22 protein-coding genes and 3 pseudogenes are annotated in these 26944 nt (G+C 59.5%); 15 read left to right on the forward strand and 10 right to left on the reverse strand.

Annotation, left to right across the window (positions count from 1 at the left end):
* Positions 1 to 102: 102 nt before the first annotated feature.
* The gene (locus tag AAEZ06_RS18020; RefSeq protein ID WP_149411971.1) at positions 103 to 945 is read right to left on the reverse strand and encodes a mechanosensitive ion channel family protein; all 843 of its coding nucleotides are present in this window, start codon (positions 943 to 945) and stop codon (positions 103 to 105) included.
* Between the two features lie 132 nt (positions 946 to 1077).
* Positions 1078 to 1563 (reverse strand): YajQ family cyclic di-GMP-binding protein, encoded by a 486-nt coding sequence (locus AAEZ06_RS18025; protein WP_133099584.1) that lies wholly within the window; start codon positions 1561 to 1563, stop codon positions 1078 to 1080.
* A 130-nt stretch (positions 1564 to 1693) separates the two neighbouring features.
* On the opposite strand from AAEZ06_RS18025, the gene AAEZ06_RS18030 reads away from it, so the two are divergent.
* The 3 genes from AAEZ06_RS18030 to AAEZ06_RS18040 are packed head-to-tail and all read left to right on the forward strand — an operon-like array spanning position 1694 to position 5275.
* On the forward strand, positions 1694 to 2611 hold the full coding sequence (locus AAEZ06_RS18030) for a putative 2-dehydropantoate 2-reductase (RefSeq protein WP_149411970.1): 918 nt from the start codon (positions 1694 to 1696) through the stop codon (positions 2609 to 2611).
* A 46-nt stretch (positions 2612 to 2657) separates the two neighbouring features.
* Positions 2658 to 4694 (forward strand): sensor histidine kinase, encoded by a 2037-nt coding sequence (locus AAEZ06_RS18035; RefSeq protein WP_350615449.1) that lies wholly within the window; start codon positions 2658 to 2660, stop codon positions 4692 to 4694.
* A gap of 2 nt (positions 4695 to 4696) precedes the next feature.
* A complete protein-coding gene (locus tag AAEZ06_RS18040; protein WP_149411968.1) occupies positions 4697 to 5275 on the forward strand; it encodes a cob(I)yrinic acid a,c-diamide adenosyltransferase in 579 nt (192 codons plus the stop codon).
* 79 nt (positions 5276 to 5354) lie between these two features.
* On the opposite strand, the gene AAEZ06_RS18045 is transcribed toward AAEZ06_RS18040, so the two are convergent.
* From AAEZ06_RS18045 to secA, 4 genes are all read right to left on the reverse strand, one after another.
* Complete coding sequence (locus AAEZ06_RS18045; RefSeq protein WP_133099588.1) at positions 5355 to 6299, reverse strand: Nudix family hydrolase; 945 nt, start codon at positions 6297 to 6299, stop codon at positions 5355 to 5357.
* Positions 6296 to 6922: a glutathione S-transferase family protein gene (locus AAEZ06_RS18050; RefSeq protein WP_350615451.1), complete on the reverse strand. Its 627-nt coding sequence runs from the start codon at positions 6920 to 6922 to the stop codon at positions 6296 to 6298. The genes AAEZ06_RS18045 and AAEZ06_RS18050 overlap by 4 nt, the downstream gene beginning before the upstream one ends.
* A gap of 158 nt (positions 6923 to 7080) precedes the next feature.
* Positions 7081 to 8298: a bifunctional glutamate N-acetyltransferase/amino-acid acetyltransferase ArgJ gene (argJ, locus tag AAEZ06_RS18055; RefSeq protein WP_149411966.1), complete on the reverse strand. Its 1218-nt coding sequence runs from the start codon at positions 8296 to 8298 to the stop codon at positions 7081 to 7083.
* Positions 8299 to 8418: 120 nt separating this feature from the next.
* Complete coding sequence (secA, locus tag AAEZ06_RS18060; RefSeq protein ID WP_149411965.1) at positions 8419 to 11154, reverse strand: preprotein translocase subunit SecA; 2736 nt, start codon at positions 11152 to 11154, stop codon at positions 8419 to 8421.
* Between the two features lie 305 nt (positions 11155 to 11459).
* On the opposite strand from secA, the gene AAEZ06_RS18065 reads away from it, so the two are divergent.
* The gene (locus AAEZ06_RS18065; RefSeq protein WP_133099592.1) at positions 11460 to 11915 is read left to right on the forward strand and encodes a DUF721 domain-containing protein; all 456 of its coding nucleotides are present in this window, start codon (positions 11460 to 11462) and stop codon (positions 11913 to 11915) included.
* A 63-nt stretch (positions 11916 to 11978) separates the two neighbouring features.
* On the opposite strand, the gene AAEZ06_RS18070 is transcribed toward AAEZ06_RS18065, so the two are convergent.
* Entirely contained in the window at positions 11979 to 13457 is a 1479-nt protein-coding gene (locus AAEZ06_RS18070; RefSeq protein WP_350615454.1) for a helicase HerA-like domain-containing protein, read from the reverse strand.
* Between the two features lie 196 nt (positions 13458 to 13653).
* Here AAEZ06_RS18070 and AAEZ06_RS28605 point away from each other — a divergent pair.
* From AAEZ06_RS28605 to AAEZ06_RS18085, 4 genes and pseudogenes are all read left to right on the forward strand, one after another.
* Positions 13654 to 14685, forward strand: a pseudogene (locus AAEZ06_RS28605) (HAMP domain-containing protein); the annotation flags it as partial.
* A 93-nt stretch (positions 14686 to 14778) separates the two neighbouring features.
* Positions 14779 to 15543 carry a methyl-accepting chemotaxis protein gene (locus AAEZ06_RS28610; protein WP_371923881.1) on the forward strand — a complete coding sequence of 255 codons (765 nt, stop codon included), beginning with the start codon at positions 14779 to 14781 and terminating at the stop codon, positions 15541 to 15543.
* 106 nt (positions 15544 to 15649) lie between these two features.
* Positions 15650 to 16156: pseudogene (locus tag AAEZ06_RS18080) on the forward strand (glycosyltransferase); the annotation flags it as partial.
* A 49-nt stretch (positions 16157 to 16205) separates the two neighbouring features.
* A pseudogene (locus AAEZ06_RS18085) lies at positions 16206 to 16666 on the forward strand (hypothetical protein).
* Positions 16667 to 16672: 6 nt separating this feature from the next.
* On the opposite strand, the gene AAEZ06_RS18090 reads toward AAEZ06_RS18085, so the two are convergent.
* Positions 16673 to 16864, reverse strand: a complete 192-nt coding sequence (locus tag AAEZ06_RS18090; protein WP_350615456.1) for a hypothetical protein — start codon at positions 16862 to 16864, stop codon at positions 16673 to 16675.
* Between the two features lie 81 nt (positions 16865 to 16945).
* Positions 16946 to 17794 carry a formyltetrahydrofolate deformylase gene (gene purU, locus AAEZ06_RS18095; protein ID WP_149411960.1) on the reverse strand — a complete coding sequence of 283 codons (849 nt, stop codon included), beginning with the start codon at positions 17792 to 17794 and terminating at the stop codon, positions 16946 to 16948.
* Between the two features lie 351 nt (positions 17795 to 18145).
* Between purU and mvaT the strand changes: the two genes are divergently transcribed.
* On the forward strand, positions 18146 to 18520 hold the full coding sequence (gene mvaT, locus AAEZ06_RS18100) for a histone-like nucleoid-structuring protein MvaT (RefSeq protein WP_008432352.1): 375 nt from the start codon (positions 18146 to 18148) through the stop codon (positions 18518 to 18520).
* Positions 18521 to 18608: 88 nt separating this feature from the next.
* Here mvaT and sbcB read toward each other — a convergent pair whose 3' ends face one another.
* On the reverse strand, positions 18609 to 20036 hold the full coding sequence (sbcB, locus tag AAEZ06_RS18105; protein WP_149411959.1) for an exodeoxyribonuclease I: 1428 nt from the start codon (positions 20034 to 20036) through the stop codon (positions 18609 to 18611).
* 210 nt (positions 20037 to 20246) lie between these two features.
* Here sbcB and AAEZ06_RS18110 point away from each other — a divergent pair, with 210 nt between their 5' ends.
* The 6 genes from AAEZ06_RS18110 to AAEZ06_RS18135 are packed head-to-tail and all read left to right on the forward strand — an operon-like array spanning position 20247 to position 26926.
* A complete protein-coding gene (locus tag AAEZ06_RS18110) occupies positions 20247 to 20939 on the forward strand; it encodes an RDD family protein (protein ID WP_149412016.1) in 693 nt (230 codons plus the stop codon).
* A complete protein-coding gene (locus tag AAEZ06_RS18115; RefSeq protein ID WP_350615459.1) occupies positions 20936 to 21916 on the forward strand; it encodes a stage II sporulation protein M in 981 nt (326 codons plus the stop codon). Before AAEZ06_RS18110 ends, AAEZ06_RS18115 begins: the two co-directional genes overlap by 4 nt.
* Positions 21903 to 23432 (forward strand): DUF4129 domain-containing protein, encoded by a 1530-nt coding sequence (locus AAEZ06_RS18120; protein ID WP_350615461.1) that lies wholly within the window; start codon positions 21903 to 21905, stop codon positions 23430 to 23432. The genes AAEZ06_RS18115 and AAEZ06_RS18120 overlap by 14 nt, the downstream gene beginning before the upstream one ends.
* Positions 23429 to 24586, forward strand: a complete 1158-nt coding sequence (locus AAEZ06_RS18125; RefSeq protein WP_149411956.1) for a DUF4350 domain-containing protein — start codon at positions 23429 to 23431, stop codon at positions 24584 to 24586. Before AAEZ06_RS18120 ends, AAEZ06_RS18125 begins: the two co-directional genes overlap by 4 nt.
* A complete protein-coding gene (locus tag AAEZ06_RS18130) occupies positions 24583 to 25587 on the forward strand; it encodes an AAA family ATPase (protein ID WP_149411955.1) in 1005 nt (334 codons plus the stop codon). Before AAEZ06_RS18125 ends, AAEZ06_RS18130 begins: the two co-directional genes overlap by 4 nt.
* A 7-nt stretch (positions 25588 to 25594) precedes the next feature.
* Complete coding sequence (locus AAEZ06_RS18135) at positions 25595 to 26926, forward strand: DUF58 domain-containing protein (RefSeq protein ID WP_350615464.1); 1332 nt, start codon at positions 25595 to 25597, stop codon at positions 26924 to 26926.
* Positions 26927 to 26944 lie beyond the last annotated feature (18 nt).

A 26944-nucleotide genomic window follows, 5' to 3' on the forward strand; every position in this document is an offset into this window, starting at 1 on the left:
CAGTTATATTTCTATGCACCAATAACTAGCAAGCTAGCTATCGAGTTTGCGCATTCAGATCAAACCTGACCATTCGGCCAAGTTCAATCCACAAACCTGTTATTACTTGGCAGGCGCTTCCTGCATAACGCGAATAACTCGCTGCGGAAACGGAATATCAATCCCAGCCGCTTTCAAACGATCACGGGCCAGTTCGTTGAACTGGAACATCACATCCCAGTAATCCGCAGTCTTGGTCCAAACCCGCAGGGAAACGGTAATTGAACTGTCACCCAAGGTCGATACCACCGCTACCGGCTCAGGATCAGCCAATACTCGTGGGTCCTTGGCCAGTTCCAGCAACACTTCCCGGGCTTTCTGCAGGTCGGCTTCATAGTCGACACCCACGTCAAACACCACTTTGCGGGTAGGTTGGCGGTTAGTGTTAGTGATGATGCCGTTGGACAGAATGCCGTTGGGCACGATGACCGTCTTGTTGTCGCCCGTACGGATCACGGTATGGAAGATCTGGATGCTGTCGACAGTACCCGCGGTGCCTTGGGCTTCGATCCAGTCGCCGATGCGGAACGGGCGAAACAGCAGAATCAGCACGCCACCGGCGAAGTTCGCCAGGCTGCCTTGCAATGCCAGGCCAATGGCTAGGGTCGCCGCACCGATCGCCGCGACGAACGAAGTGGTTTCCACACCAATCATCGAGGCCACGCTGACGATCAGCATCACCTTGAGGACGATGTTCGCCAGACTGGTGACGAAGCCCTGCAGCGCCATGTCGGCATTGCGCATGGCCAGCAAACGACCCATCTTGTGGGTCAGCTTGTTGATCAACCACCAGCCAACGGCCAGGGTGATGACGGCCAGCAATACCCGACTGCCGTATTCCATGATCATCGGGATCCAGGCCTGGGAAGCCTTGATCAATTGGTCCACTTCAGCGTTTAAATCCATCTACTTTCTCCTGTTGAGCGGGTGTGCTGCTTTTATGGTGCCCACAGCAATCGAGCCCCGAAGGGCTCAATCGTTTCTGCAGGTTCTGGGGCGTGGGACGTCGAAAACGCCCGCAGGTTCCCCAATGCGCTATCAGTCGCGGAAATTATTGAACTGCAGCGGCATGTCGAAAGTCTTGGCACGCAAGGCGGCAATCGCGTCTTGCAGGTCGTCACGCTTCTTGCCGGTGATACGCACCTGTTCGCCCTGGATGGCGGCCTGGACCTTGAGCTTGGCGTCCTTGACGTGGGCGACGATTTTTTTCGCCATCTCCTTGTCGATACCTTCCTTGAGTACGGCTTCCTGCTTCATCAGCTTGCCGGAGGCGTAGGCGTCCTTGACTTCAAGGCACTGCACGTCGATCTTGCGCTTGACCAGCGCCAGCTTGAGGATCTCGATCATCGCTTCCAGCTGGAAATCAGCTTCAGCGGTCAGGTTGACAGTCAGGTCCTTTTCCTTGAACTCAAAGCTGCCCTTGCCTTTCAAGTCATAGCGACGGTCCAGTTCCTTGACGGCGTTCTCGACGGCGTTGGTGACTTCGTGTTTGTCCAGTTCGGATACCACGTCGAACGACGGCATGTAGTTTCTCCAATAAAAAAGGGGCGCGGCTCAGTAGAGATGGAGCAGGCCTGGCTTGCGGGTAAAATGCGCGGCCATTATAACGGTTCTTTACCCTCCTTCACTGTGAGCTTTTGCGGAGCAAAAACTGATGTCGACCACCTGGCATGTCCTTGGCGCTGGCAGTCTCGGGACTTTGTGGGCCGCGCGCCTGGCGCGTGCGGGCCTTCCTGTCAGGTTGATCCTGCGTGACAAGGCCCGCCTGGCGAGCTATCAGGCAGTCTCGGGGCTGACCCTGGTTGAGCAGGGCCAAGCCCGTACCTACCCTGTCACCGGCGAAACCGTCGACAGCCCGGAACCCATTCATCGGCTACTGGTAGCGTGCAAAGCCTATGACGCCCCAGGCGCCGTCGCACAGCTTGAACATCGCCTGGCGCCCGACGCCGAGTTGATTCTCCTGCAAAACGGCCTCGGCAGCCAGGATGCGGTCGCCGCTCAACTGCCCCTGGCACGCTGCATTTTCGCCTCCAGCACCGAAGGTGCCTTTCGCGAAAGTGACTGGTGTGTGGTCTTTGCTGGCCATGGCTACACCTGGTTGGGTGACGCCAGCCACCCCACTGCACCGCTTTGGCTGGACGATCTGCGCGGCGCAGGTATTCCCCATGAATGGAACACCGACATCCTTACTCGCCTGTGGCGAAAACTGGCGCTCAATTGCGCGATCAATCCGCTGACGGTGCTGCACCAATGCCGCAACGGCGGCCTGCAAGACCATCAGTGTGAAGTAGCGACGTTATGTGCCGAGCTGGCCGAACTGCTGGAATGCTGCGGCCAGCCTGCGGCAGCGCAGGACCTGCAGGCAGAAGTGGAAAGGGTGATCCAGGCCACGGCGGCCAATTATTCCTCGATGTATCAGGACGTCGCCAATGGACGGCGCACCGAAATCAGCTATTTGCTGGGCTATGCTTGCCAGGCAGCCACGCGCCATCAGTTGAGCTTGCCACACCTGCAACAACTGCAGGTGCGGCTGGTAAACCACCTGAGCGCACACGGATTGCCCAGCGACTGAAGCACGCGCTACCCTGCCTCCTTGTTCCTTGCCTGCGAAAACCCTGATGCCACTGCGCCAGCGCCTCGAAAATCTACCGGTTGGGCAGAAACTGCTGGCGGCCCTGCTGGTGCTGCTGACCACCGTGCTGCTGGTGGCCAACCTGACCTTTATCAGCGCCGCCTACTGGATCTCCCAGGAAAGCATGGCACCCCAGGCCTTGCAGGCCATCGGCCGGCTGGTCTCCAACCCGGCGCTCGCCACCGAAGCCCTGGACTCACCCGTCAAGGCGCAAACCCTGCTCAACGAGCTGACCAGCTATTCGCCGCTGCGGGCCGCTGCGCTGTACGACGGCGAAGGCAATCGCCTGGCGCAATTGCAACACGGTGATCGTCTGCACCTGCCGGACAACTACCGGCACATCGAAGCCTGGCGTATCACCGAATTTCGCAACAACCAGGTGATCACCCTGCCCAGCCCCGGCAAACCTTCGGGGCATTTGTTGTTGGTGGCCACCAGCGAACTACCGGTAGCCTTCTATACCGGCACCTTGACCGCCAGCCTGGGCATCTTGATTTTCAGTGTACTGTTGTGGATGGTGATTGCCCGGCAGATCAAGCGCCTGATTACCCGACCGATCCATGAACTGGAAGAGCTGTCACGCCAGGTCACGCGGGAAGAGAACTACGCCTTGCGCGCCAGTCGCGGCAACCATGACGAAATCGGCAGCCTGGCCGAAGCCTTCAATACCATGCTTTCGCGCATTGAAGCCCGTGAGCAGCAGCTCAAGCGCGCTCGCGACGACTCCCAGGCCGCCTATGACCAGGCTCAGGCCCTGGCCGAGGAAACCCGCCACACCAACCGCAAGCTGGAGCTGGAAGTCCAGGTACGCAGCAAGATCGAGAAAAAACTCACGGGCTTTCAGAATTACCTGAACAGCATCATCGACTCGATGCCGTCGGCGCTGATCGCCCTGGACGAACAACTCTACGTCACCCAATGGAACCAGGAGGCCAGCGCACTTTCCGGCACCCATCTGAACGAGGCGTTAAACCAGCCAATCTTCCTCGCCTTCGAACCGCTCAAGCCGTACCTGCCGCAACTCAAGGCAACGGTGGAACAACACACCGTGGAGCGAATCGAGCGCGTTACCTGGATCAAGGACGACGAGCCCAAGCATTACGCCCTGACCTTCTACCCACTGATGGGCGGTGCCGGACGCGGGGTGGTGATCCGTATCGATGACATCACCCAGCGCCTGTCCCTGGAAGAAATGATGGTGCAGTCGGAGAAGATGTTGTCCGTCGGTGGCCTCGCCGCTGGCATGGCCCACGAAATCAATAACCCGCTGGGGGCAATCCTGCATAACGTGCAGAACATCCGCCGCCGCTTGTCAGCGGAACTGCCGAAAAACCTTGAACACGCCAAACAGGTGGGCGTCGAACTGGACACGGTCAACCGCTACCTGCAAAGCCGTGAAGTCCCGCAACTGCTCGACGGTATCCAGCAGGCCGGTGCCCGCGCGGCAAAAATCGTCACCCATATGCTCAGTTTCAGCCGTCTCAGCAACCGCCAGATGGCCCCCTGCGACTTACCGGCGTTGATCGATCAGGCGGTGGATATTGCCGGCAACGACTTCGACCTGACCATAGGCTTCGACTTCAAGGGGCAGGCGATCATTCGCCAGTTCGACCCGCTGCTTGGCCCAGTACCCGGTACCGCCAACGAACTGGAGCAAGTGCTGCTCAACCTGTTGAAAAACGCGGCACAGGCCATCCACTTGCGGGGCGAAGACAGCGAGCCTGGGCGTATCATCCTGCGCACACGGCTCAACCCGCCGTGGGCAGAGATCCAGGTGGAAGACAATGGCATCGGCATGAGCAAAAACGTGCGCAAACGCACCTTCGAACCGTTCTTCACCACCAAGGAAATTGGCCAAGGCACCGGGCTTGGGCTATCGGTCTCGTATTTCATCATCACCAACAATCACAAGGGCCAGATGGAAGTCCATTCGACTCAGGGCCAAGGCACGTGCTTCACCTTGCGCCTGCCCTTGACGGGCAGCCAGCTCGCCCCTCACGAACTCACTCAACTGGAGCGCTAACCATGGGCTTTCGCCTGTCGAAAATTTACACACGTACCGGCGACAAGGGCGAAACGGGCCTGGGCGACGGCCGCCGTGTGCCCAAGGATCACCCACGGGTGGAGGCCATTGGCGAAGTCGATGCGCTGAACAGCCAGTTGGGTTTGCTGCTGGCCGGGCTTGAGGAACAGAGTGGTCAGCATCCGGCCTTGAAGGATGTGATCGAAGTGCTGACACCTTGCCAACACCGCTTGTTCGACCTGGGCGGTGAGTTGGCGATGCCGGTGTACAAGGCGCTCAATGCCGCCGAAGTTGACCGGCTAGAGGCCGCGATTGACCGCTGGAACGAAGAGGTTGGCTCGCTGGAAAACTTCATCCTGCCCGGCGGCTCGGCATTGATTGCCCAGGCCCATGTGTGCCGGAGCCTGGCACGCAGTGCCGAGCGCCGCTGCCAGCATCTAAACGCAGTAGAGCCGCTGGAAGGCGTAGGCCTGGCTTATATCAACCGGCTATCAGACTTGCTGTTTGTGGCAGCGCGGGTGATTGCCAAGCGCCAGGGAGTGGCCGAGATTTTATGGCAGGCGGCGGCGAAGCCTCATTGATGATCAGTTGATTCTGAGGACGGCGGTGTGGCCGACGTAGCCTCGCTGGGGCTCGACAACTGCGTCCACACCTGGCGCCTCAAACTTCAGGCCAGAACGCCCGAATGCCTGCCACACCTTGAGCGCCGGTTTCCCAGGCTTTTTCCAGCTCGGCGGGCCCAACGCCACCTAACAGAAACACCGGTTTGCTGAACCCGCTGATCAACTGCGCCGCCTGCTCCCAACCCAACGGCTGTGCATCGGGGTGAGTCTGGGTCGGTTGCACGGGCGACAGCGTGACAAAATCCACATCCATCAACTCGGCCAGCGCCAGCTCTTCGGCATCGTGGCAGGACGCCGCCAGCCAACGGTCCTTAGGCAGCGGCCGGCCCTTGCTGGCGTACTTGCGCAGTTGCGCCGAGGTCATGTGCCAGCCAGCCGAGGGAAAGTCTCCCAGCCACTCAAACGGCCCCTTGAGCATCAGTTGCGCCTTACCCGCACACAGGCCCACAGCGTCCACCGCCAAGTCGCGGTATTTTGGGTCATAACCATTGGGCGCACGTAACTGAACCAGCTTGATGCCGCCGGCAATGGCTTTCTGGATACCGCGCAGCAGGGTCGGGGTTTCCAGTTCACCGGGAGTGATCAGGTATTGGGCAGGCAACCGCGCCGCTGCGACGATCGGCGCATTGGCCGCCGGGAACTCATAGTTCACCAGGTCCCGGGGAGCAACCCATTCAAGTGGCTGCCCTTCGGCGCCATGGGGCTCGCCGGTAAAGGCCGAGACTTCCCAGACATCCAGCAACACCTGCTTGTCCGGGTAATCATGTTGCACCTTGATCAACGGCCGGGCCGCGGTGACCAGAATGCCCAGCTCTTCCTGCAGCTCTCGGCTCAGCGCCGTGGCAACCGATTCACCGGCCTCCACCTTACCGCCGGGAAACTCCCAGAGACCGCCCTGATGCTGGATGTCGGCACGACGTGCCAGCAGAATTCTGCCGTCTACGCCCCGGATGACCGCTGCTGCTACATGAACTCGTTTCACCGTACTACTTCCTCTAAACCGGCCTTATGCCAGGCCTTGAAGGCTGGCCATTGGTAAATCGTCTCGACGTAGGCCGCGTCCACTGCCGACAGCTCTACCTGATAGGTACGCAGGCGTACGGCAATTGGTGCGAAATACGCATCCACCAGGCAGGCACCGCCAAACAGGAATGGGCCAGTCTCAGTGGCAACGGCGCGGCACTCGGCCCACAAGGCGGTCATGCGCTGGACTTCCACCTGCACATCAGCCAGCACCGGTGACAGCGGCGCGTTGCGGCTCAGGTCAAACGACATATTGCCGCGAATCGCGAAGAAACCACTGTGCATCTGCGCGCAGGCCGAGCGGGCCTGAGCACGGGCGGCAATGTCTTTAGGCCACAATTGGGCGCCCGGAAACTGTTCATTCAGGTATTCGGCAATTGCCAGGGAGTCGCCAATCACGCCGTGCTCGGTTTTCAACAGCGGTACTTTGCCGGTGGGCGAGTATTTGAGAACGCGTTCGCGGGTGTCCGATTGATTGAGCTTGATCAGTTCTTCGCTGTAGTCAACGCCAGTCAGCTCAAGGGCCAAGGCTGCACGCAAGGACCAGGAAGAATAGAGTTTGTCGCCGATGATCAGGTGCATGGGACGTCCTTTTTCATGAGGTACGAACGTTACTCTGTGGAGCAAGATTACTCGCGAAAAACTCGAAGACGCCACGTTCTGCCAGGCAGCCAGCGATATCGTTAACGACCTTCGCGAGCAAGCTCGCTCCTACAGGAGAAAATGTAGCTTCGTGAGTATCAGGTGCGGTATTCCGCGTTGATCTTCACATACTCGTGGGACAGGTCAGTGGTCCAGATGGTTTCGCTGCACTCACCACGACCCAGCTCGATGCGGATGGTGATTTCTTCACGCTGCATCACAGCCGAACCCTGGGCTTCGGTGTAGGTCGCAGCACGGGCGCCACGGCTGGCGATGCACACTTCGCCGAGGAACACGTCAATCTTGCTCACGTCCAGATTGGGTACGCCGGCACGGCCGACAGCAGCCAGGATGCGGCCCCAGTTCGGGTCCGAGGCAAACAGCGCGGTTTTGATCAGCGGCGAATGGGCCACGGTGTAGCCCACATCCAGGCATTCCTGGTGATTGCCGCCGCCGTTGACTTCAACGGTGACGAACTTGGTTGCACCTTCGCCGTCGCGCACGATGGCCTGGGCCACGTCCATGCACACTTCGAACACCGCCTGCTTCAACGCCGCGAACAACGGGCCGGCGGAAGAGGTGATTTCCGGAAGGTTGGCCTTGCCAGTGGCGATCAACATGCAGCAATCGTTGGTCGAGGTGTCGCCGTCGATGGTGATGCGGTTGAACGACTTGTTGGCGCCGTCCAGCAGCAGGTTTTGCAACACGTCACGGGAGACTTTGGCGTCGGTGGCGATATAGCCGAGCATGGTCGCCATGTTCGGGCGGATCATGCCGGCGCCTTTGCTGATACCGGTGACAGTGATGGTCACGCCTTCGTGCTCAAACTGGCGGCTCGCGCCTTTGGGCAGGGTATCGGTGGTCATGATCCCGGTGGCAGCAGCCGCCCAGTTGTCCACGGACAGGTCATCGAGTGCAGCTTGCAAGGCACCTTCGATTTTCTCTACAGGCAGCGGCTCACCAATCACGCCGGTGGAGTACGGCAGCACTAGATTGGCATCGACGCCAGTCAGTTCAGCCAGCTTAGCGCAGGTACGCGCGGCAGCGGCCAGGCCTGGCTCGCCGGTACCGGCGTTGGCATTGCCGGTGTTGGTCAACAGGTAGCGCACCGGGCCTTCGACCCGTTGTTTGGCCAGGATCACCGGAGCTGCGCAAAACGCGTTCAGGGTGAATACGCCGGCGACGGTCGAGCCTTCGGCACAGCGCATCACCACTACATCCTTGCGCCCCGGGCGCTTGATGCCGGCCGAAGCGATACCGAGTTCAAAACCGGCAACCGGGTGCAACGTGGGCAAAGGACCAAGACCAACAGCCATGAATGCGCTCCTTAAAATGTTTGATGTCTGCGCCGTCGTCATCGACGGTGATTAAATGGCAAAACGCCGCGACGGCTGATGCCGGTCGCGGCGCGGGGTGTTTCTTGTCAGCGGAAAATCTTAGTCGATTTTACCGTGGCAATGTTTGTACTTTTTGCCCGAACCGCAGAAGCACAGTTCGTTGCGGCCCAGCTTCTGCTCGTTGCGCACCGGAGCTTGAGCCAAGGCCACATCGACCTCCTCGCCCAAGGCTTCCGAGTGCTCCAGACCAGGCGCTTCGTCGTGCTGGAACTGCATACGGGAGGCCAGTGCTTCGGCTTCCTGACGCAGGCGAGCTTCTTCTTCGATCGGGTCTTCGCGACGCACCTGAACGTGGGACAAGACACGAATCGAATCGCGTTTGATCGAATCCAGCAGCTCGGAGAACAGCGTGAACGACTCGCGCTTGTACTCCTGCTTCGGGTTCTTCTGGGCGTAGCCGCGCAAGTGAATACCGTGACGCAAGTGATCCATGGTCGCCAGGTGGTCTTTCCACAGGTCGTCTAGTACGCGCAGAACGATTTGCTTCTCGAACGTGCGCAGTGCTTCTGCACTCGCCTGCTCTTCTTTCTCGTTGTACGCGGCCAGCAATTCGGCCATCAGTTTTTCGCGCAGGGTTTCTTCGTACAGGTGATCGTCTTCGTCAAGCCATTGCTGGACCGGCAAGTCCACACCGAAATCGCTCTTCAACGCCGCTTCCAGGCCAGCAACATCCCACTGTTCAGGCAGGGACTGTGGAGGAATGTGGGCGCTGACGGTGGCGCTCAGGACGTCCTGGCGGAAGTCGGCGATGGTTTCGCCAATGTTAGTGGCGGCCAACAAACTGTTACGCATGTGATAGATCACTTTACGTTGTTCGTTGTTGACGTCATCGAATTCGAGCAGTTGCTTACGAATGTCGAAGTTGCGACCTTCCACCTTGCGTTGGGCCTTCTCGATGGCGTTGGTCACCATGCGGTGCTCAATCGCTTCCCCGGACTGCATGCCCAGGGCTTTCATGAAGTTCTTCACCCGATCCGAGGCGAAGATACGCATCAGGCTGTCTTCCAGAGACAGGTAGAAGCGGCTGGAACCGGCATCACCCTGGCGACCGGCACGACCACGCAACTGGTTGTCGATACGGCGCGATTCGTGACGCTCGGACGCAATCACCTGCAAGCCACCGGACTCCAGCACTTGCTGGTGACGCTTCTGCCAGTCAGCCTTGATCTGGGCGATCTGCTCAGGGGTCGGGTTGTCCAGGGAAGCCACTTCCACTTCCCAGTTGCCGCCCAACAGGATGTCGGTACCACGACCGGCCATGTTGGTGGCGATGGTCAGTGCACCTGGGCGACCGGCCTGGGCAATGATCTCGGCTTCCTTCTCGTGGAACTTGGCGTTGAGAACCTTGTGCTCAATGCCTTCCTTTTCGAGCAGGCTGGACATGTGCTCGGATGTTTCGATGGTTGCAGTACCCACCAGCACCGGACGGCCCTGGGTCATGCATTCCTTGATATCGGCAACGATGGCGGCGTACTTCTCGTCAGCCGTCAGGAACACCAGGTCGTTGAAGTCTTTACGCGCCAGCGGTTTGTTCGGCGGGATGACCATCACCGACAGACCGTAGATTTGGTGGAATTCGAACGCTTCGGTGTCGGCTGTACCGGTCATGCCGGACAGTTTGTTGTACAGACGGAAGTAGTTCTGGAAGGTGGTCGAGGCCAACGTCTGGCTTTCGGCCTGGATGTTGAGCACTTCCTTCGCTTCGATGGCCTGGTGCAGGCCTTCCGACAAACGACGACCGTGCATGGTACGGCCGGTGTGTTCGTCGACCAGTACGACCTGGCCGTCCTGGACGATGTATTCGATGTTGCGATGGAACAGCTTGTGGGCGCGCAGGCCGGCATACACGTGGGTCAACAGGCCCAGGTTATGCGACGAGTACAGGCTTTCGCCTTCAGCCAGCAGGCCGACGCGGGTCAGCATCTCTTCGATGAACTGGTGACCGGCTTCGTTGAGTTCGACCTGGCGGGTCTTCTCGTCGACGGTGTAGTGGCCAGCCTTGGTCACTTCGCCTTCGACTTCTTCAACGTGCAGTTCCAGCTGCGGGATCAACTTATTGATCTCGGTGTAGAGCTTGGAGCTGTCCTCGGCCTGCCCTGAAATGATCAGTGGGGTACGGGCTTCGTCGATGAGGATGGAGTCGACTTCGTCGATCACGGCAAAGTTGAGTTCACGCTGGAATTTTTCTTCCATGCTGAACGCCATGTTGTCGCGCAGGTAGTCGAAACCGAATTCGTTGTTGGTGCCGTAGGTGATGTCGGCAGCGTAGGCCAGGCGTTTCTCTTCCGGCGGCTGGAACGGCGTTACGACGCCGACGGTCAGGCCGAGGAATTCATACAGCGGGCGCATCCAGTTGGCGTCCCGGCGAGCCAGGTAGTCGTTCACCGTCACAACGTGCACGCCCTTGCCGGACAATGCGTTGAGGTAAACGCCCAGGGTTGCCACCAGGGTCTTGCCTTCACCGGTACGCATTTCGGCAATCATGCCTTCATGCAAGGTCATGCCGCCGATCAACTGGACGTCGAAGTGGCGCATGCCCATGACACGCTTACCGGCTTCACGGGCGACCGCAAAGGCTTCGGGAAGTAGCTTGTCGAGGGTTTCACCTTTGGCTATGCGGGCCTTGAACTCTTCGGTCTTGGCGCGCAATTGCTCGTCCGAAAGGGCAACCATCTGCTCTTCGAAGGCATTGACCAGCTGCACCGTCTTGAGCATGCGTTTGACTTCGCGCTCATTCTTGCTTCCAAAAAGTTTCTTTAACAAAGGCGCAAACATATCGGCAGGTTCTTCCACACATAGGGATGGAGGGCGCCCCGTGAGTCGCCCGAGCAGCCCTCATGGCCGCACGCGAACGAGCATTCTACCCGGAAACGTGGGTGAGGAAAGTGGCGTTATTCCACGATGCTGGCACGGCGCTCTAAGAGGGCTTGTTTAAAATAAGGGCTTTTTGCTGAACTTCAACCCATTGGGGTAAGAAGTTACTCATTGATTTAATGGATAAACTGCCTGTAAAGCAATGGCCGCAGCGGCGCAGACGCTTTCTGCTACCATGGCAGCTCTGTTACTCAAGGTGTCTGATCATGGCATTTCGCCCTCTTACGGCCCGTGCTCCCGCCGTGTTGCTTCGCGAAGCCAAGCCTTTAAAAGCCATCTTCGGCCATGCGCAACGCCTGGGCCATCTGCAACGCCTCGTGGACAGCCAACTGCAACCCGCCGCCCGCGAACACTGTCATGTGGCGTCGTGGCGCGAAGGCAACTTGCTGCTGATCGTCACCGACGGACATTGGGCGACCCGCTTGCGCTATCAGCAAAAACGCTTGCAGCGCCAGTTACAGGCTTTTGCAGAGTTCGCCAGCCTCACGCGCATCCAGTTCAAGGTACAGCCGCCTACCGTGCAGCAAGGCGCGGTGGGGCATACGATGGATTTGTCGGTGAATGCCGCTGAAACCATTCAGGCTACGGCGGACGGGATTACTGATCCAAACCTGCGCGCGGCGCTGGAGCGGTTGGCCAGTCACGCCAAGCCCAAGGCCTGAGGCTCACACAAGACAATGTGGGAGCTGCTTGCCTCCCACAATTGCCCGAGTCGGTCCGACTATTTATTTACGCTTGCTACCGCCGAGCAAAGACCCCAACAAACCCCGCACCAACTGTCGACCCATCTGATTGGCCGCCTGCTGCATTGCCGACTTCAACGCCTTGCCTGCCGTGGAGCCAAGAAAGGCTCCGGCCTTGTCGGTGAAGCTGGGTTCTTCAGTCGCAGGCTTGGCCTCATCGGTCGGCCCCAGTTCTTTGCGGGACATTAATATTTCATAGGCCGATTCCCGATCAATCGGCTTGTCATAGCGCCCCAACAGCGGTGAAGCGGCTATCAGTGCGGCGCGCTCAGCTTCGGTCAACGGCCCGATCCGCGATTGCGGTGGCGCTACCAACACCCGCTGGACAACCTCCGGTGTGCCTTTTTCCTGCAGCGTACCCACCAGAGCCTCACCAGTACCCAACTCGGTCAGCACCGCCAGGGCATCGAAGGCCGGGTTCGGCCGAAAGCCGTCAGCCACTGCCCGCAAGGATTTCTGTTCCTTGGTGGTGAACGCCCGCAGGCCATGCTGGACTCGCAAGCCCAGTTGCGCCAGCACAGTGTCCGGCAGATCTCCCGGCGACTGGGTGACGAAATAAACGCCCACGCCTTTGGAGCGAATCAGCCGCACCACTTGTTCCAGGCGATCCTGCAGAGCCTTGGGCGTATCGGCAAATAACAAATGCGCCTCGTCGAAGAACAACGCCAATAGAGGCTTGTCGGTATCACCGCGCTCCGGCAACTGCTCGAACAACTCCGCCAACAGCCACAACAAGAACGTGGCATAGACCTTGGGAGACTCATGCACCAGTCGGCTGGCGTCCAGCAGATGAATGCGCCCGCGACCATCGCTGGTCGGTTGCAAGATATCTTCCAGTTGCAGGGCCGGCTCACCAAACAAAGCCTCGGCACCCTGCTGCTCAAGCACCGCCAGACGCCGCAACAGGGCCTGGCTGGAGCCGGTGGTCATCAGCGCCGCGTCTTCGCCCAGCAGTTGCGGGTTGTACTTGAGGTGATTGAGCAGTGCCTTGAGGTCCTTCAGATCCAGCAGCAATAGGCCTTCGCGGTCAGCGACTTTAAAGGCGGCATACAGGGTCGACTGCTGACTGTCGGTCAGTTCCAGCAAGCTGCCGAGCAACAGCGGGCCCATTTCGCTCAAGGTTGTACGAAGTGGATGACCGGACTGACCGTGGATATCCCACAACGTCACTGGATACGCCTTGGGGGTGTAATTAAGGAACGGCATACCGGCGATGCGCTCAGCGACCTTGCCCTGGGGATTTCCCGCAGCGCCCAGGCCACACAAATCACCCTTGATATCGGCGGCAAACACCGCGACGCCGGCATCACTGAATGCTTCTGCCAGACGCTGCAAGGTCACGGTCTTGCCGGTCCCCGTGGCGCCGGCGATCAGGCCGTGGCGGTTGGCCAGGCGCATGGCCTGGGAAATCGGTTGACCTTCCAGGTCTGCGCCAATAAGGAGTTGCGATGAGTCAGGCATTTTGTCACCCATGATTAATCTTTAGCACCGCACGGTCGATACACATATAGCGAGAGACCCAACAAGTCTAAAAAAACAGCTTGGATAGATCCTGCAGGAGCAGATGGAAATACCACACTTTTTTTGACGCTGCTATTTCGCGCGTTTCCAAAAGGACGCGCCTCGGACATTAAGACCTTAGCGGACCCTACAAGCCATGAATAAAAATCTGCGCTTCAGTCACAAAATCCTGCTTGCAGCCGCCCTTATCGTCATCGCAGCATTTGCGTTGTTTACCCTGTACAACGACTACCTGCAACGTAATGCGATACGCGACGACCTGAACAGTTACCTGCATGAAATGGGCGACGTCACCGCCAGCAATATCCAAACCTGGCTGGCCGGACGCATTGTCCTGGTAGAAAGCGTCGCACAAAACATCGCCATCAACCCGGAGCCGGCCACCATTGCCGGCTTGCTGGAACAGAAGGCCCTGACGTCGTCGTTCATGGCCACCTACCTGGGTGACAGCAAAGGCGTCTTTACCATTCGCCCCAACAGCAAGATGCCCGACGGCTTCGACCCCCGTGTTCGTCCCTGGTACAAAGGTGCACAGGCCAGCAACGGCTCAACGCTGACCGAACCCTATATCGATGCCGCTACCGGCCAATTGATCATTTCCATCGCCACCCCCAGCAGCAAGGCCGGACAAAGTGTCGGCGTGGTGGGCGGCGACCTGAGCCTGCAAACCCTGGTGGACAACATCGGCGCCTTGAACTTCGGCGGCATGGGCTATGCGTTTCTGGTCAGCGCCGACGGCAAAGTCCTGGTGCACCCGGATAAAAGCCTGGTGATGAAATCCTTGAGCGACGTCTACCCGACCCATACCCCAAAAATCAGCAGCGATTTCAGCGAAGTCGAGGTCGACGGCAAAACCAGTATCGTCACCTTTACCCCGATCAAGGGCTTGCCGTCGGTGAACTGGTACCTCGGTCTGTCGGTGGATAAAGACAAATCCTTCGCCATGCTCAGCGGATTCCGCACATCCGCGATTATTGCCACCATCATTGCGGTGGCTATCATCATCGCCTTGCTGGGCATGTTGATCCGTGTGCTGATGCAGCCGTTGCATGTCATGACCCGAGCCATGGAAGACATCGCCGATGGCGAAGGCGACCTGACGCGGCGCCTGACCATTCAGAACCACGATGAATTCGGCATCCTCGGCACGGCGTTCAACCGCTTTGTGGAACGGATTCACACCTCTATCCGCGAAGTATCCTCGGCCACCGAGCAGGTCAATGAAGTAGCCCTGCGCGTGGTCAGCGCCTCAAATTCGTCAATGGTCAATTCCGACGAGCAGGCCAACCGCACCAACAGCGTCGCCGCCGCCATCAACGAACTGGGCGCCGCCGCCCAGGAAATCGCCCGCAATGCAGCGCAAGCCTCTCATCAGGCCAGCGATGCCCGGCATTTGGCCGAAGACGGTCAACAAGTGGTCGAACGCAATATCAAGGCGATGAACCAGCTGTCCGAGATGATCAGCGCTTCCAGCAGCAATATCGAGGCGCTCAACAGCAAGACGGTGAACATCGGGCAGATTCTCGAAGTGATCACCAGCATCTCCCAGCAAACCAACCTGCTGGCGCTCAACGCAGCCATTGAAGCTGCACGGGCCGGTGAAGCCGGGCGCGGGTTTGCGGTGGTGGCCGACGAGGTGCGCAACCTGGCGCACCGGACCCAGGAGTCGGCGCAGCAAGTGCAGAAGATGATCGAGGAGCTGCAAGTCGGCGCCCGGGAGTCGGTCAGCACCATGAGCGAAAGCCAGCGCCACAGCCACGACAGCGTGGAAATCGCCAACCTGGCGGGAGAACGCCTCAACAGCGTGACCCAGCGCATCGGCGAGATCGACGGTATGAACCAATCGGTGGCCACCGCCACCGAGGAACAGACATCCGTGGTGGAGTCGATCAACATGGATATCACCGAAATCAACACACTCAACCAGGAAGGTGTGGAAAACCTGCAGTCGACCTTGCGCGCCTGTTCCGATCTGGAACAGCAAGCGGCTCGGTTGAAACAATTGGTGGGCAGTTTCCGCATCTGACCCGTTGCCGAAGCGGCAATCTGCCGCTTCGGCCGTCCAGCCAAATCCCAACCGAACATCTATCCTTGACTAAGGTCCACGGTAAGGAGAGCAATGGATCGGAGGGATGTTTATCGTGCATATCGCTGACATAACCATGTTCTACGCCCCAGCCAGCGGCGGCGTGCGCACCTATCTGGATGCCAAGCACCGACGCTTTGCGCTCAAGCCCCGTATTCGCCACAGCCTGTTGATCCCCGGCGCCCACTTGAGCGAACAGGACGGTGTGTTCAAAGTCCCTGCCCCCGCCCTGCCCTTCGGCAAAGGCTACCACTTCCCTCTACGCCTAGCCCCTTGGCGTAATGTCCTACACGACCTACAGCCCGATCTGATTGAAGTTGGCAACCCTTACCTGACCGCGTGGGCTGCGCTGGATGTGCGGCGCCAGCTGGATGTACCGGTGATCGGTTTCTACCACTCGAACCTGCCGCTGCTGGTGAGCAATCGCATGAGCAACTGGTTCACGCCTAACGTCGAAGCGTATGTCAGCAAACTTTATGGCAATTTTGACCGGGTCCTGGCGCCGAGCCAGGTGATGGCCGACAAGCTGACCGGGCTGGGGGTCGACAGTCTGCTGGGGCATTACCAGGCGGTGCTGGGCACACACCATCCGATGCTGGCCCATGGCTGAACCCGACAACGCGCCAGCGGTATTGCTGGTGCTGCACGATGTCGCTCCGCAGACCTGGGCCGATTACCGGCCATTCGTCGAGGTCGTGGATGCCCTGGGCAACGTGCCAATCACCTGGCTGATGAGCGAAGGCACTCGCCAGGCCTTGCGCCAGTTACCGCTGAGCTACACCAGTGATGCACAGTATTTGTATCGCCTCCCCGACTTCACTCCGGTAGCCGCTCCCGGCCTGGTATGGAGCGCACGAAGCGCGTGGCGCCGAGGGCTGTCAAAATGCTCAGTGACCGTCGCGAACAGCGCTGGCAATACGAGCCGGTTATTCGCCTGGGCTTGCACCCGATGGACATGCGTCATGACTTCTCCCGCCGTTACTGGCTCGATACCCTGCGGCGGATGTTGAACGAAGGCCGACGACCATTGACCAAAGCCGCCTGGTTGGCGACACAGCCTTGATACGGCTTACCTGGCGAGTGGCGCACTATCAGACGCGGGAACCTCGATTGCTTCCTGCAATTGCTCCCACAATTGGGCTGCGCCAGGAAAGTCGGTTCCATCTTCCCCATCGAGAGCATCCGGGTCATAGCGACTCAAACAACCCTCGCCCAACGTAGCGGGCGCTCTGGAAGTGGCTTTATCGAAGGGGTCACTCATCGTCCAATCCTCAAATCAAAAAAAAGGGCCTGCAGCGATTTAACGCCCAGGCCCTTTACTCTTCAACCAAAACACGTCTAATCAGAACACTACTGTCTTGTTGCCACTCACCAACACCCGATCTTCCAGGTGATAACGCAAGCCACGGGCCAGGACCATCTTCTCGACATCACGGCCGAAACGCACCATGTCTTCGATGCTGTCGCTGTGGCTGACACGCACTACGTCCTGCTCGATGATGGGACCGGCGTCCAGCTCTTCGGTGACATAGTGGCAGGTTGCACCGATCAGCTTCACGCCCCGCAGGGAAGCCTGGTGATACGGCTTGGCACCAACAAACGAAGGCAGGAAACTGTGGTGAATGTTGATCACCTTGCCAGCGTATTCGCGGCACAGTTGCGGCGGCAGGATCTGCATGTAGCGCGCCAGTACCACCACGTCGGCCTCGTGCTGCTTGACCAGGCGCGAGACCTCGGCGAAAGCCGGCTCCTTGTTCTGCGGGTCGACTGGGACGTGGTAATACGGAATGCCGTGCCACTCGACCATGCTGCGCAGGTCGTCATGGTTGGAAATCACGCAGGAGATTTCACAGTCCAGTTCATCGCTGTGCCAGCGGTGCAGCAAGTCCGCCAAGCAGTGGGATTCGCGGCTGGCCATCAACACCACGCGCTTTTTCTGCTCCGTGTCGGTGATGCGCCAGGTCATCGAAAACTCTTCGGCGATGGGTGCAAATGCCTCGCGAAAAGCCTCAAGGCCAAAGGGCAGCGTATCGGCACGTATTTCGTGACGCATGAAAAACCAACCGCTGAGATTGTCCGAGTGATGGCTCGCTTCAGTGATCCAGCCGTTGTGGGAGGCCAGAAAGTTACTGACTTTAGCAACGATGCCAACCCGGTCCGGGCAAGCGATCACCAGCCGAAAAGTGCGCATTAGGGGGAAACTCCAGAACTTCGCAAAGGCCGCCATTCTAGCGATTGCGCAGAAAAACTGCAGTATTCCTCAACGCTTATTCTGCGCTGATAGCCTGGCCCGCCCCTTAGTAACGTAAGGCTTTTTACCTCGCTATATGTGAACACAAGCAGCTATTACCACAGTTAAGCGGGATTTAATGAGAATATCTTTAGCGGCTTGGACGTACTAATTAACTCAACCCCATGCTTTTCTCGCAAACATTCAAAGTAAATTACATAAAACCGACCTTAAATGTTTACTTGGGGAAACTGTCTGACTATTATTAGACCATTGTCCCTGTCACCCAGCGCCCTACATAAGGTAGTCCACATGTCCTTGATCAACGAATATCGTGCCACCGAAGAAGCTATCAAAGAGCTGCAAGCCCGTTTGAAGAATCTGTCCCAAGACGACAAACTGCAAACCGAGCTGGAATTCGAAGGCAAATTGCGCACCCTGATGGGCGAATACTCCAAATCCCTGCGTGACATCATCGCGCTGCTGGATCCGGATTCGAAAGTTAAAGCACCCCGTGGCGCCGTAAAAACTACCGGCACCAAGCGCGCGCGCAAGGTTAAACAATACAAAAACCCGCACAACGGCGAAGTGATTGAAACCAAAGGTGGCAACCACAAGACTCTGAAAGAGTGGAAAGCCAAGTGGGGCGGCGACGTCGTTGAAGGCTGGGCTACCCTGCTGGGCTAAGCCTCGCAAGGTCGCGACCTGATTCGCGAGACAATAAAAAACGCCAGCTTGCTGGCGTTTTTTATTGTCCGGATTTTCTTAAAACGGATTACAGACTCAAGCGCACACGCAAAGAATCGGCATATTCCTGCCATTCATCAAGCACCTGACGCTGAGCCGATGTAGCACTAACAGCCAACTCAAGCCTGGCCTGTTTGAAACTCTCAAGGGTATTGGGCGCCCCGTAGTCCGCGTCTGACAAACGTTGCTGACAGAAAAGCGTCCAGCGTTGTTGCTCTTCGCTATTCAAGGTCTCAGCAAAGTTGCGAGCGCGGTAACGAAATAATAATTCCGGTAACCGATGATCATCGAAAGGCCACTGCTGGCGTGCTAGTTGTACAGGTTCACAAGCTCTCACTTGTTCACATAAACGCCGATCACGATCACCGATAAAACCATCATAAAGCTGCTGTTCAGGGTCGGCACTCGACGCAAAATCTTCTTCGGCGTAAATCGCTGCCAATTTATCGCGCCAAAGTTCCTGTGCGTCAGTTAGCCGCAGCGCCCGAGCCTGATATTCATCCATATCCAGGTTCAAGCGTTGGCGATCCTCTGCCCGCAGCACATTCAAGGGCGCAACCACCGGGCAACGATTGATGTGCACCAACTTGAGTGGCACCGGCAACTCACCGTCGGCGAGGTCATCACGGCGGGTATACAGGCGTTGACGCAAGGTATCTGCGTCCAGGTCCAGCAACCCCTGGGGATCGAGCCCCAGATCACAAACGATCAAGGCGTTGCGATTGCGCGGATGCCAGGCCAGCGGCAGGACTACGCCGAGATAATGCCGCTCGGCAGAAAAGCGCCCGCAGATGTGCACCATTGGCTGTAACAACCTGACCTGGTCCATGACCCGCTGTTTGCTGCGTTGCTGAAACAGCCAGTCGTAGAGCTTGGGTTGTTTGTCACGAATCAATCGGGCCAGTGCAATGGTGGCACGCACATCGGACAAGGCATCGTGAGCCTGCCCATGGTCGATACCATTGGCCGCCGTCAGCCGCTCAAGCTTGAGGGTGACGCGGCCGTCCTGCTGTGGCCAGACGATTCCTTCCGGGCGCAGCGCATAAGCGGTGCGCACTACATCGATCAGGTCCCAGCGGCTATTGCCGCCCTGCCACTCCCGGGCGTAGGGGTCGAAAAAGTTGCGGTACAAACTGTAGCGCGTCATTTCATCATCGAAACGCAAGGTGTTGTAGCCGGCCCCACACGTACCGGGCGCAGCGAGTTCGGCATGCACCCGAGTCATGAAATCGGCCTCGGCCAAGCCTTTTTCCGCCAGTTGGCCGGGAGTGATGCCAGTGATCATGCACGCTGCCGGGTGCGGCAAAATATCATCGCTGGGTTGGCAATAGAGGTTGACCGGCGGCCCAACCTCATTGAGCTCAAGGTCAGTACGAATGCCGGCTACCTGCAGCGGGCGGTCGTTACGCGGGTTGATGCCAGTGGTTTCATAGTCGTACCAGAAGATAGTGGTCACGGGCTATTCCTGTGCTGAAGACCGACAAAGTCTAGGCGTTGAAAGGCGCCGGGGGCCAGCGCCATATGCACTGGATAAACATTCAGTGAAATGTTGGCGCAGTTTGAGGTGTTGCTTGTGCCGACGACACTGCTAGCATCCGTCTCTCTATTCGCCGGCTGCCCGCCAAGGTCGCCCATGCTCAACCGCTCCGCACTGCCAGGGAATGCGATGCCACCAGCACCACTGGACACCCGCTACCAGATCGAAACCCCGGAAGGTATCGACCTGCCGCTGCGCCCGGCCGGCCTGCTGCCCCGTGCGCTGGCGTTCGGTTTTGACCTGGGCTTGCGCGGCGTGATCCTTGGCATCCTGTTCACCGCCTTGGCCTTTCTCGGCAACCTGGGCATGGGCCTGGGTTCGATCCTGCTGTTCCTCGTCAGTTGGTGGTACATGGTGCTGTTCGAAGTCCTCAACCAGGGCTGCTCGCCGGGCAAGCAAATCATGGGCCTGCGGGTGGTGCAGGACGACGGAACGCCCATTGGCTGGGCCTCCTCGCTGATCCGCAACCTGCTGCGTTTCGTCGACATGCTGCCATTCGCCTACTTCCTCGGCGCAATCAGTTGCCTGCAACACCCCAACTTCAAGCGCCTGGGAGATCTGGCGGCAGGGACCCTGGTGATCTACCGCGAGCAGCCCCTGTCACGACCGCAACTACCAGAAGCACCGGCGTTGCGCCTGCCGTTTGCCCTTGACCTGAACGAGCAGCGGGCGATTCTCGCTTTCGCCGAGCGCCAGGGCGAGTTGTCCGCAGAAAGGGTCAATGAACTGGCCGCTATTCTCGCCACACCCCTGAACGTCTCCCCCGCTCGGGCAGTGGCGCAGCTCAATGGCGTGGCGCGTGGTTTGTTGGGGCCGGCATGAAGCAAAGTCTTTTCGAAACCCGTCACCAGCCCCATTGGCAGGCGTTTGCCGCCCAACTGACGGCGCTTGAACAAGGCAAGGCCAAGCATCAGGACCTGACGGGCTTCCCCCATGATTACCGACGTTTATGCCAACACCTGGCGCTGGCACAAGAGCGCGGCTACAGCAGCTACCTGGTGGACCCGCTGCAACAACTCGCCCTGCGTGGCCATCAGCAGCTGTACCGCCATCGCAGCCAGCTGGGCGCCAGCGTATTGAGTTTTGTGCTGGCCGGCTTTCCCCGGCTGGTCCGCGAACAGTGGCGCTTTGTGCTGGGGGCCAGCCTGCTGTTCTTTGGCAGCCTAATCGGCATTACCTTGCTGGTGTACCTGTTTCCCGACCTGATCTACAGCATCGTCAGCCCGCAACAAGTGGCCGAGATGCAGACCATGTACGACCCCGACGCCAGCCGCCTGGGGCGCGCCGCCGAGCGGGCATCAAGCGAGGACTGGATGATGTTCGGCTATTACGTCATGCATAACATCGGTATCGCCTTCCAGACCTTTGCGGCAGGCTTGCTGTTTGGCCTGGGCAGTGTGTTTTTCCTGTTCTTCAATGGGCTGATGATCGGCGCTATCGCCGGTCACCTGACGGAAATCGGCTACGGGCAAACCTTCTGGTCGTTTGTCATTGGTCATGGTGCTTTCGAATTAAGCGCCATCGCCCTGGCCGGGGCGGCGGGCCTGCAACTGGGCTGGGCGTTGATCGCCCCTGGCTCCCTGACCCGTGGCGAAGCCCTGCGTTTAGCTGCGCACAAAAGCGTACAGATGATCTGCGGCGTCATGCTGTTTCTGCTGATAGCAGCATTTATCGAGGCCTATTGGTCCTCCGCCACCAGCGTTGCGCCATGGATCAAGTACCTGGCGGGTGCCGCGCTATGGATACTGGTGGCCGCCTACCTGCTGCTCGCCGGTCGGAGTCGCCATGCGCCTGAGTGATGCCAGCGTGGTGATCCGCCCCCGAAGCTCTTGGGAAGCCATGGACCTGGGCGTGTTATTGGCCCGCGAGCACCGCATGCTGTTAATGAGTAGCTGGACACTGGTAAGCCTGCCTGTTTTCGCCCTGCTCAGCCTCCTGCTGTGGGACTACCCAACCATCGCACTGTTGCTGTTCTGGTGGCTGAAACCTGCTTTCGACCGCCTGCCGCTGTATATCCTGTCCAAAGCCTTGTTCGGCGAAACACCCACACTCAAGCAGGCCTTGCGCCAATGGCCACGTCTGCTCAAGGGCCAACTGTTTGCCAGTTTGAGCTGGCGGCGCTTGAGCCTCAGTCGCAGCTTCGTAATGCCCGTAGTGCAACTTGAAGGCCTGGAGGGCCAGGCCCGACAACGGCGCCTGGGCATCCTGCAACAACGCAATGCCGGCGCCGCCCGCTGGCTGACGCTGATCGGCGTGCACCTGGAAATGGCGCTATGGATCGGCTTGATGGTGCTGTTCTATCTATTCCTGCCGCAACAGATCGAACTGGACTGGGACTGGCAGCAGCTCGCGCTCACTACCGGGGGTGACTGGCTCTGGCTGGAGCACCTGACCAATGCCTTCTACGCACTGATCCTGGTGTTCTGGGAACCGATCTACGTTGCCTGCGGTTTCAGCCTCTACCTGAACCGGCGCACGGTACTGGAAGCCTGGGACCTGGAGCTGATATTCCGCCGCCTGCGCCAACGCCTGGGTTCGGTAGCCACGGCTTTGTTGTTGGCGACAGGACTGCTATTGGTTCCGCCAACTCCCCGTGCGATGGCTGAACAGCCCGTGGACTCAAAAACCGTGAGCACTCAAGCCGCCAGCCAGTCGATCAAGGCGTTGCTGGAACAGCCCCCTTTCAAAAATCCGGAAACGCTCACCCGCTATCGCTTCGGCGACGACAAAACCACCGATAAAAACAAACCCGAGGGCGACGCCAAGCTGCCGGCCTGGTTGCAAGCGCTGCTGGATAACCTCAACAGCAACTCCTTCAAGCATCTTGCCCTGGGCCTGGAAGTACTGCTTTGGGGCTTGCTGTTGGGGGCCATAGCCCTGGTGATCTGGCGCTATCGCGACTGGTTGCGCACCTTTGTCAGCCAGCGTAGCGCGCACAAGCCCAAGGCCATCAAACCCGCTCCCGCTCAACTGTTCGGCCTGGAACTGGGCACCGAAACCCTACCCGACGACATCGCCAGCACTGCCGAACAGCTCTGGCCCACGCAGCCCCGGGAAGCACTCGGTTTGCTCTATCGCGGCTTGCTCAGCCGGCTGCTGCATGACTTCAACCTGCCGCTGAAAAGCGCCGACACCGAAGGCCAAGTCCTGGAGCGCATCCGCCAGTTGCAACAACCGCAGTTGCTGGCCTTCAGCGATGACCTGACCCAGCATTGGCAAAACCTCGCCTATGGCCATCGCCTGCCCCCCGCGCTGGTGCAACAGCAGCTGTGCAGCCACTGGCGCGCCTTGTTCGGTTCCGGAGCCGTGCAATGAACCGGCTACTGCTCTGGGTAGGCTTGCTGCTTGGTTGCCTGTTGGCGGCCGGTGGTTTCTACGCCTGGCACAAGGCGATTCCCTACGAGGAAGTGGTGGATCGCGGCCCATCGCCTGAAGCCCAGGCCAATTCCTACCTGGCGGCGGAACACTTTCTGCGCCAGCAGGGCCTGACGGTCGAACACGCCAACAGCCTTGAGCGCCTGGCCAGCCTGCCGCCCAAAGGCAACAGCCTGTTATTGCTGGGTGAGCGCAGCAGTATGACGCCGCGCCAAGTCGATCAGTTGCTACAGTGGACCAAGGCCGGCGGCCATTTGTTGCTGGTGGCCGAAGCCATGTGGGATGAAGAAACCGAGACCAGCGGCGATCTGCTGCTGGATCGCTTGCAGTTGCGACAGACCTTCAGCGATGGCTTCGACGAGCCGGCGCTCGCCAGCAAGCACAAGGCCCCCGACCTGACACGGCTCTATGTCGACAACGAAACCGCCCCGGCTTTTTTCAGTTTCGACACCGACTTCAACCTCACCGACCCCAAGCACCTGGCACAGTTCTCGGCCAACAGCGCCAAGTCCAGCCACCTAATGCAACTGGACCTCGGCCACGGCAGCGTCACCGTAATCACCGACAGCGAACTGTGGAAACCCCCGGACATTGGCCTTCACGACAACGCCTGGCTGCTGTGGTACCTGAACCAGGGCCGTGACGTCACACTGCTGTTCAACAGCGATGTCGATGACCTGTTCAGCCTGTTGTTGCGCTACTTCCCCCAGGCGCTGGTGGCGCTCGGCGCGTTGATTGCACTGGGAGTGTGGCAATCGGGCATGCGCCAGGGGCCGATCCAGGCACCCGCGCCCAAGGCTCGCCGGCAGTTGCAGGAACACTTGAACGCCAGCGCCGATTTCCTGCTGCGCCGCAGCGGGCAGAACAGCCTGTTGCACGCCCTGCAACGCGACATCTTGCGCACCGCCCGGCGCCGCCACCCTGGATTCGAACACCTCGACACCGCCGAACAGTGGCAGGCCCTTGAACGCCTGACCCGTCAACCCACTCTCATCATCAGCCAGGCCATGGGTCCACTCCCGGCAAAGCGGCTCTCCAGCGCCGACTTCAGCCGCCATGTGGCCTGCCTGCAAACTCTCAGGAATGCCCTATGAGCGATTTTCCAGCGGACCCATCCCTGACGGCCGATGCCGAGCCATCCCGCCAGCGCGCCAGCCAACTGGCCCAGGCACTGCGCATCGAGTTGCGCAAAGCGGTCATCGGCCAGGACGCAGTAATTGATGATGTCCTCACCGCGCTGATCGCCGGCGGCCACGTGTTGCTCGAAGGGGTTCCGGGCCTGGGCAAGACTTTGCTGGTGCGCGCCCTGGCCCGCTGCTTTGGCGGCGAATTCGCACGTATCCAGTTCACCCCGGACCTGATGCCCAGCGATGTCACCGGGCATGCCGTGTACGACCTGCACACCGAACAGTTCAAGTTGCGCAAGGGGCCGTTGTTCACCAATTTGCTGCTGGCCGACGAAATCAACCGCGCCCCGGCGAAAACCCAGGCGGCGTTGCTTGAAGCGATGCAGGAGCGCCAGGTGACCCTTGAGGGCGAAGCCCTGCCCATCGGGCAACCGTTCATGGTGCTGGCCACCCAGAACCCGATTGAGCAGGAAGGTACCTACCCTTTGCCTGAGGCCGAACTGGATCGCTTCATGCTCAAGGTCCGCATGGACTACCCCCAAGCGCAGCAGGAACTGGATATGGTTCGCGAGGTAACTCGCTCACCCCGGGCCGACATGCTCGACGTACAGCCACTTCGTACCGTGCTGCACGCCGAAGACGTGCTGCTGTTGCAACAGGTCGCCAGTGAGCTGGCACTGGATGAGCAGGTACTCGACTACGCCGTGCGCCTGGCCCGCACCACCCGCAGTTGGCCCGGCCTGACCATCGGCGCCGGCCCACGGGCATCCATCGCCCTGGTGCGCGGCGCAAGGGCCAGAGCCTTGCTGCGTGGCGGCGAGTTCGTGACCCCGGATGACGTCAAGGGCTGCGCCCTGGCGGTGTTGCGCCATCGGGTGCGCATTGCCCCGGAGCTGGACATAGACGGGCTGGAGGTGGACCAAGTGCTCAAGCAACTGCTGGACCAAGTGCCGGCGCCACGGCAATGATCCGCCCATGAAGCCCACTCGCCTGCTGCTGATCTGGCTCGGTGTGCTGCTGGGGTTGAGCATCGTGCTCGGCACCTTCGCGGCCCTGCAAGTCGACGTGCCGGACACGCTGCACTCAATGGTCTGGGGCCTGCTCCTGGCCCTGTTGCTGCTGGCCCTGCTGGACGCCAGCCGCCTGAAGCGCCGCCCCTCCCCGCGAGTACAACGGCAAATGCCGGGTAGCCTGGCCCTGGGTCGTTGGGGCGATGTGCGGATCACCCTGGAACACGACTACCCAGAGCCACTGACCCTGACGGTGTTCGATCACGTGCCCGAAGGCTTGAGTGTGGAGAATCTGCCCCAGTCCATTGCCCTGCGGCCCGGTGAACACAGTGAATTGAGCTACCGCCTGCGCCCATTGAGGCGCGGGCACTTCAGCTTTGAGCGCTGCGAAGTCCATCTCCCCAGCCCCCTAGGCTTGTGGTCGGCACGACGCCATGTACAGGTCAAGGATATGACACGGGTCTACCCGGATTTCGCCCGTCTGTACGGCGCGCAGTTACTGGCCGTAGACAACTGGCTCAGCCAACTCGGCGTGCGCCAGCATCAACGTCGTGGGCTAGGCCTGGAGTTTCACCAGTTACGGGAATTTCGCGAGGGCGACAGCCTGCGCCAGATCGACTGGAAAGCCACTGCCCGGCAACGCACGCCGATTGCCCGGGAGTATCAGGATGAGCGTGATCAACAGATCGTATTCATGCTCGATTGCGGCCGGCGCATGCGCAGCCAGGACGTCGAACTGTCCCATTTCGATCATGCCCTCAACGCCTGCCTGCTGCTCAGCTACGTCGCCTTGCGCCAAGGCGATGCCGTGGGCCTTTGCACGTTCGCCTGCGACCAACCGCGTTACCTGGCGCCGGTCAAGGGTAGTGGCCAGCTCAACCTGCTGCTCAACGCCGTGTATGACCTGGACACCACCCGGCGTACCGCCGATTACCAGGCGGCCGCCAGCCAACTGCTGGCCCGGCAAAAACGTCGGGCGCTGGTGATCGTGGTGACCAATTTGCGGGATGAGGACGATGAGGAGTTGCTGACGGCAGTCAAACGCATCAGCCGCCAACACCGGGTGTTGGTGGCCAGCCTGCGGGAAGAAGTCCTCGACCAACTGCGCCAGGCACCGGTACAGACCCTGCCCGAAGCCCTGGCCTATTGCGGCACCGTCGATTACCTCAATGCGCGGGAAGAACTCCATGACCGCTTGAAAGCCCAGGGCCTGGCCGTGTTGGATACTCGCCCTTCAGAACTGGGAGCTGCCCTGGTGACGCGCTACCTGGGCTGGAAAAAAGCCGGCGCGCTATGAACCCGGCGCACGGCCCAG

This window comes from Pseudomonas sp. HY7a-MNA-CIBAN-0227 (genome assembly GCF_040310325.1).
GTDB lineage: Bacteria > Pseudomonadota > Gammaproteobacteria > Pseudomonadales > Pseudomonadaceae > Aquipseudomonas.